We start from the raw sequence: 16,486 nt of genomic DNA, 5'->3' as shown, positions 1-16,486 counted from the left end.
GGATTGTGATGGCCTGGAGATCCCGGGTTATGGCCAGGGGAGTAGGTCGGGTTGCTTGCCGGTGATCGGGCCGGCGGGGGTGCGGCCGGAGTACCAGGCGGTGAGGTCGGTGAGGGTGCCTTTCAGCTTCAGCTCGGTGCCGGTGCCGTTCTCCCAGGTGGTGGTGGGGGACTGGAGGATCAGGTGGGTGTTTTCGGGGGTGCGGGGGCGGAGGAAGTCCAAGAGGTGCAGGCAGAAGTCTTCGGACCAGGTGGCGGGGGTGACGCCTAGGTTCAGGTCTGAGGTGTGGATGGTGAGCTCGCGCCAGGTTGCTTGCAGGCCGGCCGCGAGGTTGCTGTTGCGGTGCAGGATCGGGAGCGGCCAATCGGTGGGGCTCACCTTGTCCCAGGAGGACATCAGGGTCGTGACAGCCTGCGTCAGGTGGGCGCGGAGTTCGGGGGCGGGGCGGTCGGCGCCGGCTTCGATCGCCGCGTCTCGGGCAGGACGGCCGCCGTCGTAGACCTCGATCAGCCGGCCTTGGAGAGCCTCCTCTACCTGCCGGGTCATGGCTTCGGAGAAGTATGCGATGTGCGTGATCACGTGACCGCGGGTCCAGCCCGGCAGAACCGAGTCACCCCGAGCGGTCTCTTCGTCGAGGCCGGCGACGAGCGCCAGCAGTTGGTCGGCGATCGCCTGTACGTCGTTCACGTTCAGAGACCCTAGGGGAGAGATTCACACGGCAGCAAGCTGATATCCCATTAGGATCGGGGGATGACCAACCTGGCCTTCGCGCTGGCCGCGACGATCAAGCACGACGGTCACGGCGGGGTCGCCGACCTCCTGTCCACCCCGGAGCAGGCGTCCGCCTGGCTGGCCGCTCAGTCGGCCGACTTGGGGAGGTTCTTGCCCCCGAGCAGGGCAGAAAACCTCCCCAACCCGGACGAGATGTTGCGCGAGCTGGTGCGGATGCGACGGGCCGTACGGGCGTTGTTCGCGCGGGCGGTTGCGCCCGGAGCGCCGTCCAAGGCTGATGCGGACCAGTTGATGGGGGTGGACGAGGCGCTCACGGTGGTGAACGCGGCCGCGGCGCGGTTGGGTACGGCGGAGCTGGTGTGGGACGAGGAGCCGAGCAGCCGGTGGGCGTACGCGACGGAGGACCCGGTGAACCTGCTCGGCGGGGCGGTCGGGCGGTCGGTGATCGAGTTCATGGTCGGACCCGATCGGCAGCGGCTGCGGGCGTGCCCGGCGGCGCGGTGTGTGAAGTACTTCCTGCAGGACGATCCGCGGCAGACCTGGTGTTCGCCGACCTGCGGGAACCGCGAGCGGGTGAACCGGCACTACCGGAAACGGACCGGCGGATAGCCTGTGCGCATGAGCATCGCGCGGTTCAAGGACCTGTGTGTGGACGTTGCCTGTCCGAGTGAGATGGCCGCGTTCTGGGGCCGGGCGATCGGCCTGACGCAGCCTGCCGACAACCCGAACGTGCTGGTCGGCGACGTACCGGAGAAGACCGTCTGGATGTGCAAGGTCCCGGAGACCAAAACGGTGAAGAACCGCGTGCACCTCGACCTGATCACCGGCGGCGTCGCGGACCTCGAACGCGCCGGCGCGACGGTCCGGAGCCCGGAGTCCGAGGACCAGCCGTGGACGGTGCTGCAGGACCCGGAGGGCGGGGAGTTCTGCGGCTTCGTCCGCGACCCGGTCCCGGCGTACCGGCTGATGGAGCTGATCGTCGACTCGGCCGACCCGGCGGCGCAGGCGCGGTGGTGGGCTGACGTCGTCGGCGGCGACGTCAAGAGCCGCGACGGGCGCCCGTACCACTGGCTCGAGAACGTTCCCGGTATGCCGTTCCGGTACTGGGTCTTCAACCCTGTTCCGGAGGCGAAGACCGTGAAGAACCGCGTCCACTGGGACGTCACCGCGCCCGCCCTGCAGCCGGTCCTCGACGCGGGTGCGACACTGCTGCGGCCCAAGGACGACGAGATCGGCTGGCACGTCTGCGCCGACCCCGAGGGCAACGAATTCTGCGTGTTCCTGCCCCCGGAGGCCTCATGAAGCTGGATCTGTCCGCGTCCGCGTCCGACCTGACCGAGCAACTCGTCAACATCTCCTCGGTCAGCGGTACGGAGGAGAAGCTCGCGGACAAGGTGGAGAAGGCGCTCTCGGCGTACCCGCACCTGAAGGTGTTCCGGCACGGCAACACCGTCGTCGCGCGCACCGACCTCGGCCGCGCCGAACGGGTCGTGCTCGCCGGTCACCTCGACACCGTCCCGCTCAACGACAACCTCCCGGCCCGCCGCGAAGGCGGGCTGATCCACGGCCTCGGCGCCTGCGACATGAAGGGCGGTGTCGCGGTCGCGCTGCGGCTGGCCGCGACCCTCGACGAGCCGAACCGGGACGTCACGTACGTGTTCTACGACTGCGAGGAGATCGAGGCCGAGCGGAACGGCCTGTTCAAGCTGACCCGGTCCAACCCGGAGCTGCTCGAGGGCGTGTTCGCGGTCGTGATGGAACCGTCGAACGCGGTCGTCGAGGCCGGCTGCCAGGGCACGATGCGGATCGAGGTGACCACCCGCGGCGAGCGCGCGCACTCGGCCCGCTCCTGGATGGGGTCGAACGCGATCCACGCGGCCGGCGAGGTGCTCGCGCGGCTGCGCGCGTACGAGCCGCGCCGGGTCCCGATCGACGGCCTCGAGTACCGCGAGGGGCTGAACGCGGTCGCGATCAGCGGCGGCGTCGCCGGGAACGTCGTACCGGATCTGTGCACGGTGACGATCAACTACCGGTTCGCGCCGAGCCGGTCCGAGGCGGAGGCCGAGGCGCACCTGCGGGAGGTGTTCGAGGGGTACGAGGTCACCGTCACGGACTCGGCGCCCGGCGGGCTGCCCGGGCTGGAGCGGCCGGCCGCGGCGGCGTTCCTGCAGGTGGTGGGCGGGGAGCCGCAGCCGAAGTTCGGGTGGACGGACGTGGCGCGGTTCACGCTGCTCGGCGTACCTGCGGTGAACTACGGCCCGGGCGACCCGCTGTACGCGCACAAGCAGGACGAATTCGTCCCCGAGGCCGAGATCGAGCTGTGTGAACAGCGGCTGAGGACTTGGTTGACTGACCGCGCCTGAGGGAGCCGGGTTACCGGTCAGGCAATAACCTGGAGGCATGTCAGAACCATCGATCCACCCCGACCGCCCGGTCGGCCAGCAGCAGCGCGGGCCGGTCGTGATGCGCCGCAACCAGGTGCAGCACTCCACGTCCGAGCAGCGCCTGCTGGACAGCCGCGGCCCGTCCGACTGGGTGCACACCGACCCGTGGCGGGTGTTACGGATCCAGTCGGAGTTCATCGAGGGCTTCGGGATGCTGGCCGAGCTCGGCGCGGCGATCAGCGTGTTCGGGTCCGCCCGGACCAAGGCCGACGACCCGATGTACGCGGCCGCCGAGCAGTTCGGCCGGAAGCTGGTCGAGGCCGGGTACGCGGTGATCACCGGCGGCGGGCCGGGCGTGATGGAGGCCGCGAACAAGGGTGCGTCCGAGGCCGGCGGCGTGTCGGTCGGGCTCGGGATCGAGCTGCCCTTCGAGAACGGCATGAACGACTGGGTCGACATCGGCATGAACTTCCGGTACTTCTTCACCCGGAAGACGATGTTCGTGAAGTACGCCCAGGGGTTCGTGGTGATGCCCGGCGGGTTCGGCACGCTGGACGAGCTGTTCGAGGCGCTCACGCTGGCGCAGACCCGCAAGGTGACGTCGTTCCCGGTCGTGCTGTTCGGTACGTCGTACTGGGGCGGCCTGGTCGACTGGCTGCGGAACACGATGCTCGAGGACGGGAAGATCTCTGCGGCCGACCTGGAGATGTTTGTGGTCACCGACGACGTCGACGAGGCGATCAGCTACATCGTGAAGGCCGGTGAACTCGCCGACGCGGCCGCGGACGAGGCCGCCGAAGCCGCCGCCCGCGAGGCCGGCGAAGCCTCCCGCTCCCGCCGCCTCGGCTCGGACGGGAGCTGAAATCCTGGGCGTCTTCGCGGTTGACTCGGGCGGCATGGCACGATCGGACCCGTGATGTGGTTCTTCGGGCTGATCGTCGTGCTGTTGATCGGGGCTGTCGCTGTCGTCGCCTCGGGTCGTTGGGGTGCCATGGGCACGGCGTACGACGACCGGCCGGACATGACGGTGCCGGCCCGGCAGGCGCTGACGTCGGTCGACATCGAGGGTGCCCGGTTCGCGGTCGGGGTACGCGGCTACCGGATGGACGAGGTCGACACGCTGCTCGAACGGGTCGCGAAGGAGGTCGCCGAGCGGGACCGCCGGATCGCCGACCTGGAGCGCGCGGTCGCGCCGATCGTCGAGTCGCCGGAGGGCCACGGGTTCACCTCGAAGCCGTACGACGACGCCGCGTTCGACGACACCGGGACGCAGCAGCCGATCCTCGTCGGCGGCGAGTTCCCGGAGCCGGCCGAGCCAGCCGACGAGCCTGTGGTCGCCGAGCCGCCGGAGGTTGCCGAAGAGGCCGCAGCGGACGAGGAGGACGAGCCGGAGACCCGGGAGCTCCCGATGGCCGTTCAGCGCGCTCAGGACGAGTACGAGCGCCTCCAGGCCGAGGCCCGGGCCGTACTGGAGGCCCGGTCCCAGCCCGTCACGCCCCGTCGTACTCCGGCCCCACAGGAGGCGCCGGCTGCGAAAGAGTCCGAGCCGCCGCCGCAGGACGAAGAGCCCAAGCCTGCGAAGCTGACCCCCGCCCAGCAGTACGACCGCCTCCGGCTCAGCCAGCCCAAGGCCGAGCAGTCCTCGCCGGACTCGCAGTGACGGTCGTCGGCCCGGACGGGCAGCCGCGCTGCGGGTGGGCGACCTCGGCGCCGGAGTACGTGGCGTACCACGACACCGAGTGGGGCAAGGAGATCCGCAACGACGTCGGGCTGTTCGAGCGGATGACGCTCGAAGGGTTCCAGTCCGGGCTGTCCTGGATCACGATCCTGCGCAAGCGGGAGAACTTCCGGAAGGCGTTCGCCTCCTTCGACCCGGAGGTGATCGCGAGCTACGGCGACGCGGACTTCGACCGGCTGATGGCGGACACCGGCATCGTCCGTAACCGGCTGAAGATCAACGCCACGATCTCGAACGCGCGGGCCCTGCTCGAGCTGGGCGACGGCGAGTTCACCGAGCTGCTGTGGTCGTTCCGGCCGGCCAAGCACCCCGCGCCGAAGACGTTCGCCGACGTACCGGCCACGACGCCCGAGTCGGTGGCCATGTCGAAGGCCCTGAAGAAGAAGGGTTTCGTCTTCGTCGGACCCACCACGGCGTACGCGCTGATGCAGGCCACGGGCATCGTGAACGACCACTTGATGAGCTGTATAGCCCGCTGAATCTCGTGCACGTGCATCTGCAAAAGGCAGCTGCATATGGCTCTTTGCCGAAATCCAAAGACAAACGGCTGAACGAGTTGTGCTCCGGGTACGGAACGTGATGTGGTGTTCAGCGGGCTCCCCGACTGTCAGGTGGTTGTCCGGCCGTGACTCGCCCGGCCGGAACGCGGTCGTGGAGCCCACCAAACGTTTTACGGGTGCTGGTTCGTCCCGTCCGCGGTGAAGCTGGTCCGGAACACGTCGGTTCCGGTCAGCCCACTCAGCTGGCTGCCGTCAGCGGTGGTGGTGAGGTACAGGTTCGCTTCGGCGTAAGCGTCCGCGGCGTCGTCGTCCGCGGTACCGAACTGCCGCGTCCACGTCCGCGCGTGATCCGGTGAGTACTTCGCCAGTACGCCGTCGAACTTCCCGAGCGGCGTCTCCAGCGCACCGTCGGTGAACCCGCCGACGTACACCGACCCACCCCCGTCCACAGCGATCGCAGCACCCTTGTCGTTCCCGCTCGTACCGAACTGGTCCCGCCACGTCAGTACGCCGTCCGCGTCCGCGCGGGCGACGACGATGTCCTTGTCGCCGATCAACGTACGGGCGAAGTCACCGGCCGTGTAGCCGGTCAGGTACACGCCACCCGCGGGATCCGCCGCGAGCCCCCACACCTCGTCGGCTTCCGCCGTACCGATCTGCTTCGTCCACACCGCATCACCCGCGGTCGAGTACCGCGCCAGGAGACCGTCGATCCCACCGGAAGAACCCGCAGTCATCCCACCCAGGTACACCGAACCGCCCGACACCGCGAGCGCCATGCCTTTGTCCTCGCCCGCGCTACCGTTCTGCCGCAACCACACCTGCTTCCCGCCGGCATCGAACCGCGCGACGAACGCGTCCTTGTCGCCCTGGTTCGCGCCGCCGAGCGCACCCTTCGTGTAACCGCCGACGTACACATCCGTGCCGTCGACAACGACCGAGTAGCTGCGATCCGCCACACCCGGTACGCCGAACTGCGTCAACCAGCGCCGATTCCCGTCCGCGTCGTACTGCGCGACGAACGCATCGTCGGTGGAGTTCCCGGTATGCGTGCCGTCGAGATCGCCGTTCGTGTACCCGGTCACCACGACGTGCCCGTCGGCGTCCACGGCGACGCCGTACGCGCGATCCGTACCGCTCGACCCGATCGTCCGCGTCCATGCCAGCGAGCCGTCGGCCGTGTACTTGTTCAGCGCGACGTCCGTCCCGGCGAGCGCCTGATAAACGTTGCCCGAGGCATCGGTTGCGATCCCGCCCGCGCGGTCGTCGCCGGGCGTACCGGTGATCTCGGCCTGCATCGGCGTGGCCGGCGGCTTGCCGAGGTACTGGAACACGTACTTCGCGCCCTCGGCGAACGTCGGTCCCCACACGTCCCAGTCGTGCCCACCGTCGACGACCCGGAACTCCGACGTCAGGTTCGGTACCCGGGACGCCTGGTTGTAGACCACGTGCGCCTCGAAGTCGAGGTCGTGGGTGGCGTCAACAGGTTTCGGGTTCTTGTACTCGTCGTCGCCGACCGCGATGTACAGGTGCGACTGCAGCCCACTGGCCGCGAACGACTTCAGCGCGACCGGCCAGTTGAGCTTCAGGTACGTCGCCTCCACGAACGGGTCCTTGCCCTTGCCGAAGGCACCGAAATCGCGGGTGCTGGAATCGCTCGGCGGCAACGGGAAGTACACCGCCGGGCTGAGCACGATCCCGGCGCCGAACACGTCCGGATGGGCGAGCGTGTACCGCAACGCGCCCGCACCGCCCATCGAGTAGCCCGCGATCGCGCGGCCGGTGCGGTCGGCGATCGTCCGGTACGTCGCGTCGACCTGCGGGACCAGGTCCTTGAAGAACGCTGTCTCGACCGGGCGGCCCGGATCGGTCCCGGTGTAGGCGGAGTCGACGTACCAGCTCGCCCGGCTGCTCCACGGCGCGTCCGGCATGATCGCGATCGTCGGCAGGATCTCGCCGCTCCCGATCAACTCGTCGAGCCGGCTCTTCACCTGCGTCCAGGCGCTCATCGAGTCGCCCCGGCCGTGCAGCAGGTAGACAACGGGGTAGCGGCGGGTGGACTCGTCGTACCCGGCCGGCAGGTAGACGTTGTAGTCGATGTCCGCACCGAGCGTCGCGGAGTGAACGGCGGCGGACTTGATCACTCCGGGTTCGGCCGCAGGGGCGGCGCTCGAGCCGGGGACGACGAGGCTCCCGACCAGCGTGACGGCGGTCAGGGCAGGCAGCAGCAGTTTCCTCACACGCCAGTTTGTAATCGCTTACGTAAACGATTACAAGAGATGGTGCCGAACCTAAGAACGGGTAGTGGTCAGGGTTCGCACGGCGTGTCGATGCTCCAGCCGCCCGATCCGGCGACCACTACCCGTTCTTCGGTACGCGCGCTACCGCCCGGTGAAGGTGGGCTTCTGCTTGGCGACGAAGGAGGCGACGGCGTTGTGGTGGTCCTCGGTGCCGCCGGTGAGCTGCATCTTCCCGGCCTCGAAGGCGAGCGACTCGGCCAACGTGTGACTCGCGGAATAGGCGAGCGACTGGCGGACGGCGCCGTAGGCGACGGTCGGGCCGGCCGCGAGTTTTCCGGCCAGTTCGGCGACCGTCTGCTCGAGGTCGGCTGCCGGTACGACGGACGATGCCAGCCCGAGGTCGAGGGCCTCCGCGGCGGGGACGGTGCGTGGGAAGTAGAGGAGTTCGAGCGCGCGAGCGTGGCCGATCAGGCGGGGGAGCGTCCAGGAGATGCCGGTGTCGCAGGACAGTGCGATCCCGGTGAACGCGAGGTTGAAGCCGGCCGTGTCCGCGACCACCCGGAAGTCGCAGGCGAACGCCATCGACGCCCCGGCCCCGGCCGCCACGCCGTTGACCGCGGCGATCACCGGCTTCGGCATCTCGGCCAGCGCCAGCGCGATCGGCGCGTAGTGATCCGGGACCGTGCTCCACAACGCTGCCTGGTCGTTGGCCTGCAGCAGTCCGATGTGCTCCTTCAGGTCCTGCCCGACGCAGAACGCCCGCCCGGTCCCGGTCAGTACGACGACCCGCACGGCCGGGTCGTCCGCGGCCGCCTGCACGGTGTCGCGGAGCAGCACCTTCGTCGGCGTGTCGAGCGAGTTCATCGCGTCCGGCCGATTGAGCGTGATGGTCGCGACGCCTGCGGGCGATACGGCGTACGTGACGGAATCACTCATCGTGGTCAGCTCCTTGACTGTCAGTGAGGATTTTCAGTGTTGTGTCAGGCAGTCGTCGACGAAACGCCCGGCCGCGGGGCCAAGTCGTTCGGCATGGAAATCGAAGAACGCGGCCGCCTTCGTCCCCGACCAGCCGGCCGGCAGCAGTTCGTCCGGCAGCCCCGGGTCGCGGAACAGGAACTTCCGCCATTCGTGCACGAGTTCGGAGCGGACCGCGAACGCCTGCTCGTCACCGGTGTCGGTACCGGCGCCGTCGACCAGCGCCTTCGCCTCGATCAGCCAGGCGTCGTACGACGCGCCGAGCTCGTCGAGCTTCCAGACCCGGCGGGCGAACTCGACCGCGCCGTCGTCGACCGGCGCGCGGAACCGGTCCGCGGCGATCCCCTCGACGCCGAGGATCTGGTCGACCTCGCCGTCGTTGCGCAGCCCCACCCAGGCGCCGTCGGACAGCGGAGCCCAACCCAGGAAGGAGAGTTGGCTCGCCAGCTGTTCGCGGCGGCGGGCGTTCGGGACCTCGCGCAGGATGCCCAGGTGCCAGTGCCGGTCCCAGTCGCCCGGGCCCTGGGAGCCGGTCGCCACCGGCGTGCCGTCCGGGGCGGTGCGGTAGATCCGCGCGGCGGCGTCGTCGAGCCGGCGACGCGCCCGGGAGGTCAGGCCGTATCCGGGCTGTCCTTCGATCCGGACCGGCTCCAGCCAACCCTGCCGGACCATCCGCGACACAGCGGTCCGGACTGCCGGCGGATGCACGCCCAGCGGGGCGAGCAGCCGGACGAGGGCCGCGACCGGGGCCTGCGCACCGCGGGCGCGCAGGTGGTCGCCGTACAGGTCGAAGAGGGCTGAACGGGCGTGCACAAGACTCGAGTCTGCCGTATGGTGCACGGCCTTGGCCCGAGATCGGGAATAATGGGGTGCGATACACACTGCGATACGCGCCGACGGCGCATCACCGCAACGGCGCCGGCGACGGTTTCCCTGCGCGGTGTCGTCGCTCAACACCGACACTGGGAAGGGGTGCGCGCATGGCGGCGATGAAGCCGCGGACGGGCGATGGTCCGCTCGAGGTCACCAAGGAGGGCCGCGGGATCGTGATGCGGGTTCCGCTCGAGGGCGGCGGACGGCTCGTCGTCGAGCTGAACGCCGACGAGGCGACCGAGCTCGGCAACGCACTGCAGGCCGTCGTCGGCTGATCACATCCTCCGGGGGTGTCTGCCTGTACGCCCCTGGTCTGTCATTCCCGACCCCGGTGGGTGCCCTTTGCGGCACCGGCCGGGGTCGTTACGGTTTGCCTGTTCCGGAAACTGTCCTATTTGATCAAACAGTGAGGTCGTTCTAGTGGCTCGCCGCAGCAGCTCGTCTCCGTTTCCCAGTCTTCCGGTCGTCGCCTGGCAGCCCGGGTTGCCCGTGCACGGGTCGCCGACCTGGGTTGTTGTGGTCGGCGACGAGTTGCCGGCCGCCGCGAAGGAGGCCGGGGAGCGGCTCGGGGTCGACCTCGGGCGGCTGCTCGAGGTGCAGCGCGAGACCGGCTTCACGCCGGCCGCCGCCGGCGCCACCGCGGCGTACCCGCTGCTGACCGGCGACGTGACCGAGGTGCTGCTGGTCGGCGCCGGGGACGGCAGCGCGACGGACCTGCGACGCGCCGGTGCGGCGGTCGCGCGGTTCGGCCGCGGCAAGGCCGAGCTCACCACGGTCGTTGCCGAGGGCATCGACGACGCGGCGCTCCAGGCGTTCGCCGAGGGCGTCGTGCTCGGCTCGTTCACGTACACCCAGAAGACTGTCGACCCGGGCAAGCCCGCGGTCGGCACGGTCACGCTGACCGACGGGTCGGCCGCCGCGCGGCAGGACGTGATCGACCGCGGCATCGTGATCGGCCGGACCGGCTGGCTGGCGCGGCAGTTCGCGATCACCCCGTCGAACGAGAAGGACCCGGCCTGGCTGGCCGCCCGCGCGACCGAGGTCGCCGCGGCGACCGGTCTGGTGGCGACCGTGTGGGACGAGAAGAAGCTCGCCGCCGACGGGTTCGGCGGCATCCTCGCGGTCGGCCAGGGCTCGACCCGCCCGCCGCGGTTCATCCGGCTCGACTACGCCCCGGCCGGCGCGACCAAGAAGACGCCGTACGTCGTCCTGGTCGGCAAGGGCATCACGTACGACACCGGTGGCCTGTCGCTGAAGCCGCGCGAGGGCATGGTGTCGATGAAGCGCGACATGACCGGCGGCGGCTCGGTGATCGCGACCATGTCGGCGCTGCGCGACCTCGGCGCGAACGTCCGGGTGACCGGCCTGATCTGCGCGGCCGAGAACATGCCGTCCGGTTCGGCGTACCGCCCGGACGACGTGATCCGGCACTTCGGCGGCCGCACCACCGAGGTGAAGAACACCGACGCCGAGGGCCGCCTGGTGCTCGCCGACGGCCTCGCGTACGCCGTCCGGGAACTGAAGCCGGACGTCCTGGTCGACATCGCCACGCTGACCGGCGCGATCAAGGTGTCGCTCGGCGCGATGCTGTACGGCGGCATGTTCGCCACCGACGACGCGCTCGCCGACAACCTCGCCGACGCCGGCCGGGTCTCCGGCGAACAGCTGTGGCGGATGCCGCTGCCGGCCGAGTACGAAGACCTGATCTCGACCCCGATCGCGGACTCCGTGAACAGCTCGAAGGGCCCCGGCTCGATCACCGCGGCCCTGTTCCTGAAGGCCTTCGCGGGCGACATCCCGTGGGCGCACCTCGACCTGTCGTCGATCGCCGAGTCCCCGGCCGACAACTTCGAGTACTCGATCGGCGCCACCGGCGCCGGCGCCCGCCTGCTCAGCACCTGGCTGGCGTCCGAGCACCCGACGTCCGGCATCGGCTGAAACGTGCCGTCGGCAACTACCTGAACCGTTCGCAGAGGAACTGGACGATCCGGTCCCGGGCCGGCCTGGCCTGCCGGACCAGGCCGGGCATGCTGATGAACGCGTGTCCGGCCTTCGGGTGTTCGCTGACCGCTACGGAGACGCCTTGCTGGTCGAGGCGTTCGGCGTACGCACGGCCGTGGTCGGCCACCGGGTCGAGGGTCGGGATCACGATCAGGGTGGGTGGGAGGCCGGCGAGGGTGGCGGCGTACAGCGGCGAGACGGTGCGGGGGTCGGTTCCGTCCGGTACGGCGAGTTCGCGGAAGAACTCCATGCCTTCGAGGGTGAGCGTCGGAGTGTTCGGGTACTGCCGCATCGAGTCGTAGTCGAGGGCTGTCGAAGTGACGTCGACGCACGGGTTGACGAGGACCTGTGCGCGCAGCGACATGCCTGCGTCGCGGGCGCGGAGCGCGGACAGGGCCGCGACCATCGAGCCGGCGCTCTCGCCCGCGACGGCTACCCGGGTCGGGTCGATGCCCCAGTCGGCGGCGCGCCGGTACACGTGCCGCAGTACGTCCCAGCCGTCGTCGACGATCGCCGCGAGCGGGGTGTCGTGGTCCATCAGGCGGTGCTCGACTGAGACGACGACGGCCGACACGCGGGCCGCGACGTGGCTGTTGATCCAGTCGCACTGGACCGCCGTACCGACGTAGCCGCCGCCGTGGACGTGGAGGACGAGCGGCAGCTTGCCCGTGCTCTGCGGGCGGTACACCCGGACCCGGATCGTACGGTCGGCCAGGTCGACGTCTTGCCAGCTGATCGTGACACCGCTGTGCGGGAGGCCCGTCATCAGGCGGGCGAGGCGGGAGGTGACGATCCGGTTCGCGGTCTCGCCGAGCGCGGTCAGGTCCGCGGGCGACATCGTCCGGTAGTCGGGTTCCTTGCGAACGGCGTACACCAGGCGGAGACCTAGTGGCGGCTGCTGGGAGAGAGCTGTTCTGCGCATCGTGCACCTGGTTTCGCTACGAGTAGTATCGATACCGAAGGTAGCATAATGAGTCGTATGGCTCCTAGTACTCGGCCGCCTGGCCGGCCCCGGACCAGCGTCGACGCGGAGGTGTTCGCGGCAACGCTGCGGACCATCCACGAGCTCGGGTACACCCGCGCAACCGTCGACCGGATCGCCGCCGCGACCGGGATTGCGAAGACGACGATCTACCGGCGCTGGCCGACGAAGGGTGCGCTGGTCACGGCCTGCCTGGTGGACTCGTTCGGGCCGCTCCCGCTCACCGGGGAGGGCCGCGAGCAGGATGTCGAAGCTGCGATCCGGTACGGCGTCCGCGCGATCGCCGAGCCTGGGGTGGCGGCGGCGTTCGCGGGCGTGTTCACCGACGCGATCGGGGATCCCGCGCTGCGGGAGATCCTCGCGACGCAGCTGCAGGATCCGTACCGCAAGGTGCTGATGGAGACGCTCGGCCTGCCGGAGCAGCGGGTGCTGTTCGTGATCGACGTGGTGATCGGCACCCTGCTGCACCGGATGGGCATGACCGGCGAGCCGATGGTGGAGTCGGACGTACAGGCCCTGATCCAGATGCTCCAACGCGAACTGGGCTAGGTTTGCGGAACCTTTTCGGCGCTGGGCGACGAAAACGTTCCGCAAAGGTGCTGTCAGCCGATCGCGTCCAGCTCCGCGACGGCGTCCGCGGGCAGGACCAGGTCGCGGGCGGCGACGTTCTGGCGGAGGTGCTCGACCGAGGACGTGCCCGGGATGACCACGCTGGTCGCGGAGCGCTGCAGGAGCCAGGCAAGAGCTATTTGGTACGGCGTGGCGTCGAGCCGGGCGGCGACCTTCGACAGCGTCTCCGACTGCAGCGGGCTGAAGCCGCCGAGCGGGAAGAACGACGCGAACGCGATGTTGTGCTCGGCCGCGTAGTCGACGAGTGCGTCGTCGTCGCGGCGGGTCAGGTTGTACTCGTTCTGGATCGTGACGATCGGTGCGATCGCCTGCGCCTCGCGCAGCTGCGTCATCGTGACGGCGCTGACCCCGAGGTGCCGGATCAGGCCCTCCTGCTGGAGCTCCACCAACGCGGTGAAGGGCTCGGCGATCGAGGATTCGTCGGCGTTCTCGCGCGCGGCGGTCCGCAGGTTCACCACGTCGAGTACGTCGAGGCCGAGGTGCTCGAGGTTCTCGTGGACCTGCTTCTTCAGGTCGTCCGGCTCCAGCGCGACGTCCCACGAGCCCTCCGGGCCCCGGCGGGCGCCGACCTTGGTGACCAGGTGCAGGTCCGCCGGGTACGGGTACAACGCTTCCTTGATGATCTCGTTGACGACGGTCGGGCCGTAGAAATCGCTGGTGTCGATATGGGTGATGCCCAGGTCGACGGCCTCCCGCAGTACGGCGATCGCCTGGTCGCGGTCCTTCGGCGGTCCGAAGACGCCGGGACCGGCCAGCTGCATCGCGCCGTACCCCATCCGGGTGATGGTGAGGCCGTCGGCGAGGGTGATGGTCGTGTTCGTCATGCCTCCACTGTTCGCCGAGCCGCCCCGAACAGGGAGTACCCCGCCGTTCCTGGTAATGCCAGGACACAGGCTGTCGTCGCGCCCGGTCCTGCTACGCGTGTCGGGCGAAGGCCTGAATGATCTGCGGGTAGGCGGCGAACGCGGTCCCGGTGTGATCCACGGCGCCCATCGAATGCACCGTCACGTCGGCGCCTCGCCGGCGGAGTGAGGCTGCGCACGAGTCGGCGTTGGCGGCCGTCACGTCGGTGTCCTTCGTGCCGCTGTAGAGGTGGACCGGTACGCCCGGCGTCCAGTCCTGGCAGACCTGGTCGGCGGCCTGGATCGCCTTGAGCAGGCGTCCGGTCGGGTGCTGCAGCCACGCGGCGAACTCCGGCGTGAACAGCTTCTCCGGCGAATCCGGCAGCCCCGCGGCGATCTCCTCGTCGCTGTGCGACCCGTCGAACAACCCCTCCACGGTCGACGCGTACGGCGCCTGGAACGCCTCGCGCGGATCGTCGTACAACCCGACAGTCCGGTTCCAGGCGGTCACGAGGTACCCGAGGTAGAACGTCGCCGTCGGCGGGATGACGCGCCCGTCGAAGGCCGCGGGCAGTTCCTCGCCGAGCAGGTCGTACGGGCCTGCGACGGCCCGGAGGGCGCCGAGGCGGAACGGGCCGACCTCGCCCCGGGTCAGTGCGCGTCCGAAGGCGATCGACGCGCGGCCGCCTTGGGAGAAGCCGGTGACCAGGACGTCGCGCTTGAAGGTCACGCCGTGCTTGGCGGCGAACGTACGCGCGGCCAGCAGCAGGTCCGCGGACGCGGACGTCTCGGTCTTCGTGTCGAGGTACGGGTGGGGGCCGGGGCCCAGACCCAGGCCGAGGTAGTCGGGGGCGATCGCGGCGAGGCCCTGGCCGGCGAACAGGGCCGTGACCAGGCGGTCGGTGGACAGGTCGTCCACGGAGGCGGCCGCGGCCTTGGTGGCGTTCGTGCCGTGGAGGTACTCCGTGACGGTCAGGGCGCCGCGGCGGCCGTCGGGGAGTACGACGATGCCGCTGGCTGTTGTCGGGCGGCCGTTGGGGTCGAGTGTTCGGTAGATCACTCGGTAGGCGGTGACGGCGTACGTTGACTTCGGGGTGTTGGGGAAGTCTGCTGCCGCCGCGTCCAGCTGATCCGCTGTCAGGTGGGCGATCGGGGTGGCTGAGACGAGCGTTCCGCGTATTCCCAGGACTGCGGAGAGGGTCGCGTTGTGCGTAACCCCGGGGGTTGTTGCGGCCAGGGCGGAGGTGGGGGCGGCGAGGAGGGCGGCGGTTGCCAGGGCTGCGGCGACGGATTTCGTCAGGCGTGAAGTCATGGCTCAAGCCAACCGTCGCCGCCCGCCGCGCAGAATGGTGTGAGGACCCGGAGGGGAGTGGGGTTTTTCCTACCTGAGCAGGTTGTTGTACAGCTCGACGGTCTGCTGCGCGACGGCGTCCCAGCCGAACTGTGAGACCGCGCGGGCCCGTCCCGCCTTGCCCATCGCCTCGGCGCGGGCCGGGTCGTCGACGAGTGCGTTGATGCCGTTCGCGAGTCCGCGTTCGAAGGTATCGGTGTCGTTCTCGTCGTACGGCACGAGGATCCCGGTGACGCCGTCGTCGACGACCTCGGGGATCCCGCCGACGGCGCTCGCCACGACCGCGGTCTCGCAGGCCATCGCCTCCAGGTTGACGATGCCGAGCGGCTCGTAGATCGACGGGCAGCAGAACGCCAGCGCGTGCGTGAGCACCTGCCGGACGTCCTCGCGCGGCAGCATCTCCGAAACCACGAAGACCCCGTCGCGAGCCATTCGCAGGTCCTCGATCAGCGCGTCGGTCTCGGCCTTGAGCTCGACCGTGTCGGCCGCGCCGGCGAGCAGCACGAGCTGCACCGACGGGTCCAGCCGCAGGCCTGCGCGGAGCAGGTGCGGTACGCCCTTCTGCCGGGTGATGCGGCCGACGAAGGTCACGTACGGCCGGTCGAGGTCGACGCCGAGCCGCTCGAGCACCTGCGTCGACGGGTCCGGGTGGTAGAAGTTCGCGTCGATCCCGTTGGAGATCACGTGCACCTTCGCCGGGTCGATCGACGGGTAGCAGTCGAGTACGTCGTCCCGCATCCCGCGGCTGACCGCGACCACCGCGTCGGCGGCCTCGTAGGCGGTCCGCTCCGCCCAGCTGGACAGCCGGTACCCGCCGCCGAGCTGCTCGGCCTTCCACGGGCGCCGCGGCTCCAGCGAGTGCGCGGTCGCCACGTGCGGTACGTCGTAGAGCAACTTCGCCCAGTGGCCGGCCATGTTCGCGTACCAGGTGTGCGAGTGCACCAGGTCCGCGTCGCCGACGGCCGCCGTCATCGTCAGGTCGGTCGACAGGATGCGCAGCGCGGCGTTCGCGTTCGGGATCCGCGGGTCGTCCTCGGAGTGCGCGGTCGCGCCCTGGCGGGGCTCGCCCATGCAGTGCACGTCCACGTCGATCAGCCGGCGCAGCTCGCGGACCAGGAAGTCCACGTGCACCCCCGCCCCGCCGTACACGTCCGGAGGATACTCACGCGTCAGGATGGCGACCTTCATAAGCTCCGACCATAGGGCATGTCGCCCGATCCCGCGCCTACTGCGCGGCA

The 16,486-nt window shown here is 69.8% G+C and carries 17 protein-coding genes; 9 read left to right on the top strand and 8 right to left on the bottom strand.

Going from position 1 to position 16,486, the window contains the following annotated elements:
• Positions 1–27: 27 nt before the first annotated feature.
• A complete protein-coding gene (locus tag ACFYRU_RS02240) occupies positions 28–687 on the bottom strand; it encodes a maleylpyruvate isomerase family mycothiol-dependent enzyme (RefSeq protein WP_387652104.1) in 660 nt (219 codons plus the stop codon).
• 63 nt (positions 688–750) lie between these two features.
• On the opposite strand from ACFYRU_RS02240, the gene ACFYRU_RS02235 reads away from it, so the two are divergent.
• The 6 genes from ACFYRU_RS02235 to ACFYRU_RS02210 are packed head-to-tail and all read left to right on the top strand — an operon-like array spanning position 751 to position 5,333.
• Positions 751–1,341 carry a CGNR zinc finger domain-containing protein gene (locus ACFYRU_RS02235; RefSeq protein ID WP_387652102.1) on the top strand — a complete coding sequence of 197 codons (591 nt, stop codon included), beginning with the start codon at positions 751–753 and terminating at the stop codon, positions 1,339–1,341.
• Positions 1,342–1,350: 9 nt separating this feature from the next.
• The gene (locus ACFYRU_RS02230) at positions 1,351–2,034 is read left to right on the top strand and encodes a VOC family protein (protein ID WP_387652100.1); all 684 of its coding nucleotides are present in this window, start codon (positions 1,351–1,353) and stop codon (positions 2,032–2,034) included.
• Positions 2,031–3,095: a succinyl-diaminopimelate desuccinylase gene (gene dapE / locus ACFYRU_RS02225; protein ID WP_387652098.1), complete on the top strand. Its 1,065-nt coding sequence runs from the start codon at positions 2,031–2,033 to the stop codon at positions 3,093–3,095. The genes ACFYRU_RS02230 and dapE overlap by 4 nt, the downstream gene beginning before the upstream one ends.
• A 37-nt stretch (positions 3,096–3,132) precedes the next feature.
• On the top strand, positions 3,133–3,978 hold the full coding sequence (locus tag ACFYRU_RS02220) for a TIGR00730 family Rossman fold protein (RefSeq protein ID WP_387652096.1): 846 nt from the start codon (positions 3,133–3,135) through the stop codon (positions 3,976–3,978).
• Between the two features lie 54 nt (positions 3,979–4,032).
• Positions 4,033–4,776: a DivIVA domain-containing protein gene (locus ACFYRU_RS02215; protein ID WP_387657977.1), complete on the top strand. Its 744-nt coding sequence runs from the start codon at positions 4,033–4,035 to the stop codon at positions 4,774–4,776.
• Positions 4,773–5,333 carry a DNA-3-methyladenine glycosylase I gene (locus ACFYRU_RS02210; RefSeq protein WP_387652094.1) on the top strand — a complete coding sequence of 187 codons (561 nt, stop codon included), beginning with the start codon at positions 4,773–4,775 and terminating at the stop codon, positions 5,331–5,333. Before ACFYRU_RS02215 ends, ACFYRU_RS02210 begins: the two co-directional genes overlap by 4 nt.
• 191 nt (positions 5,334–5,524) lie before the next feature.
• On the opposite strand, the gene ACFYRU_RS02205 is transcribed toward ACFYRU_RS02210, so the two are convergent.
• The 3 genes from ACFYRU_RS02205 to ACFYRU_RS02195 all read right to left on the bottom strand — a co-directional run bounded on the left by ACFYRU_RS02205 (position 5,525) and on the right by ACFYRU_RS02195 (position 9,382).
• Positions 5,525–7,594, bottom strand: a complete 2,070-nt coding sequence (locus tag ACFYRU_RS02205) for an alpha/beta hydrolase-fold protein (RefSeq protein WP_387652092.1) — start codon at positions 7,592–7,594, stop codon at positions 5,525–5,527.
• Between the two features lie 141 nt (positions 7,595–7,735).
• The gene (locus ACFYRU_RS02200; protein ID WP_387652090.1) at positions 7,736–8,530 is read right to left on the bottom strand and encodes an enoyl-CoA hydratase/isomerase family protein; all 795 of its coding nucleotides are present in this window, start codon (positions 8,528–8,530) and stop codon (positions 7,736–7,738) included.
• A gap of 33 nt (positions 8,531–8,563) precedes the next feature.
• A complete protein-coding gene (locus ACFYRU_RS02195; RefSeq protein ID WP_387652088.1) occupies positions 8,564–9,382 on the bottom strand; it encodes a PaaX family transcriptional regulator C-terminal domain-containing protein in 819 nt (272 codons plus the stop codon).
• A gap of 167 nt (positions 9,383–9,549) precedes the next feature.
• Here ACFYRU_RS02195 and ACFYRU_RS02190 point away from each other — a divergent pair, with 167 nt between their 5' ends.
• Positions 9,550–9,717, top strand: a complete 168-nt coding sequence (locus ACFYRU_RS02190) for a DUF3117 domain-containing protein (RefSeq protein ID WP_133785681.1) — start codon at positions 9,550–9,552, stop codon at positions 9,715–9,717.
• 145 nt (positions 9,718–9,862) lie between these two features.
• Positions 9,863–11,380 carry a leucyl aminopeptidase family protein gene (locus tag ACFYRU_RS02185; protein ID WP_387652085.1) on the top strand — a complete coding sequence of 506 codons (1,518 nt, stop codon included), beginning with the start codon at positions 9,863–9,865 and terminating at the stop codon, positions 11,378–11,380.
• Between the two features lie 16 nt (positions 11,381–11,396).
• Here ACFYRU_RS02185 and ACFYRU_RS02180 read toward each other — a convergent pair whose 3' ends face one another.
• Positions 11,397–12,365 (bottom strand): alpha/beta hydrolase fold domain-containing protein, encoded by a 969-nt coding sequence (locus tag ACFYRU_RS02180; protein WP_387652083.1) that lies wholly within the window; start codon positions 12,363–12,365, stop codon positions 11,397–11,399.
• Positions 12,366–12,422: 57 nt separating this feature from the next.
• Between ACFYRU_RS02180 and ACFYRU_RS02175 the strand changes: the two genes are divergently transcribed.
• Positions 12,423–12,974 carry a TetR/AcrR family transcriptional regulator gene (locus ACFYRU_RS02175; protein WP_387652081.1) on the top strand — a complete coding sequence of 184 codons (552 nt, stop codon included), beginning with the start codon at positions 12,423–12,425 and terminating at the stop codon, positions 12,972–12,974.
• Positions 12,975–13,027: 53 nt separating this feature from the next.
• Here ACFYRU_RS02175 and ACFYRU_RS02170 read toward each other — a convergent pair whose 3' ends face one another.
• The 3 genes from ACFYRU_RS02170 to glgA all read right to left on the bottom strand — a co-directional run bounded on the left by ACFYRU_RS02170 (position 13,028) and on the right by glgA (position 16,436).
• Positions 13,028–13,879: an oxidoreductase gene (locus tag ACFYRU_RS02170; RefSeq protein ID WP_387652079.1), complete on the bottom strand. Its 852-nt coding sequence runs from the start codon at positions 13,877–13,879 to the stop codon at positions 13,028–13,030.
• A 91-nt stretch (positions 13,880–13,970) separates the two neighbouring features.
• Entirely contained in the window at positions 13,971–15,209 is a 1,239-nt protein-coding gene (locus ACFYRU_RS02165; RefSeq protein WP_387652077.1) for a hypothetical protein, read from the bottom strand.
• Between the two features lie 69 nt (positions 15,210–15,278).
• Positions 15,279–16,436, bottom strand: a complete 1,158-nt coding sequence (glgA, locus tag ACFYRU_RS02160; RefSeq protein ID WP_387652075.1) for a glycogen synthase — start codon at positions 16,434–16,436, stop codon at positions 15,279–15,281.
• Between the last annotated feature and the right edge of the window lie 50 nt (positions 16,437–16,486).

Source organism: Kribbella sp. NPDC004536 (genome assembly GCF_042873835.1).
In the GTDB taxonomy this organism is placed as follows: domain Bacteria; phylum Actinomycetota; class Actinomycetes; order Propionibacteriales; family Kribbellaceae; genus Kribbella.
Note: the sequence above shows the minus strand (reverse complement) of the source record. Positions and strands in the feature narration are given on the sequence as shown.

Excerpts from the sequence above, each read along its gene's own strand:
- ACFYRU_RS02215 (WP_387657977.1), top strand. The coding sequence starts at position 4,033 with ATGTGGTTCTTCGGGCTGATCGTCGTGCTGTTGATCGGGGCTGTCGCT.
- ACFYRU_RS02235 (WP_387652102.1), top strand. The coding sequence starts at position 751 with ATGACCAACCTGGCCTTCGCGCTGGCCGCGACGATCAAGCACGACGGT.
- dapE (WP_387652098.1), top strand. The coding sequence starts at position 2,031 with ATGAAGCTGGATCTGTCCGCGTCCGCGTCCGACCTGACCGAGCAACTC.
- ACFYRU_RS02175 (WP_387652081.1), top strand. The coding sequence starts at position 12,423 with ATGGCTCCTAGTACTCGGCCGCCTGGCCGGCCCCGGACCAGCGTCGAC.
- ACFYRU_RS02230 (WP_387652100.1), top strand. The coding sequence starts at position 1,351 with ATGAGCATCGCGCGGTTCAAGGACCTGTGTGTGGACGTTGCCTGTCCG.
- ACFYRU_RS02180 (WP_387652083.1), bottom strand. The coding sequence starts at position 12,365 with ATGCGCAGAACAGCTCTCTCCCAGCAGCCGCCACTAGGTCTCCGCCTG.
- ACFYRU_RS02190 (WP_133785681.1), top strand. The coding sequence starts at position 9,550 with ATGGCGGCGATGAAGCCGCGGACGGGCGATGGTCCGCTCGAGGTCACC.
- ACFYRU_RS02220 (WP_387652096.1), top strand. The coding sequence starts at position 3,133 with ATGTCAGAACCATCGATCCACCCCGACCGCCCGGTCGGCCAGCAGCAG.
- ACFYRU_RS02170 (WP_387652079.1), bottom strand. The coding sequence starts at position 13,879 with ATGACGAACACGACCATCACCCTCGCCGACGGCCTCACCATCACCCGG.
- ACFYRU_RS02200 (WP_387652090.1), bottom strand. The coding sequence starts at position 8,530 with ATGAGTGATTCCGTCACGTACGCCGTATCGCCCGCAGGCGTCGCGACC.
- glgA (WP_387652075.1), bottom strand. The coding sequence starts at position 16,436 with ATGAAGGTCGCCATCCTGACGCGTGAGTATCCTCCGGACGTGTACGGC.
- ACFYRU_RS02165 (WP_387652077.1), bottom strand. The coding sequence starts at position 15,209 with ATGACTTCACGCCTGACGAAATCCGTCGCCGCAGCCCTGGCAACCGCC.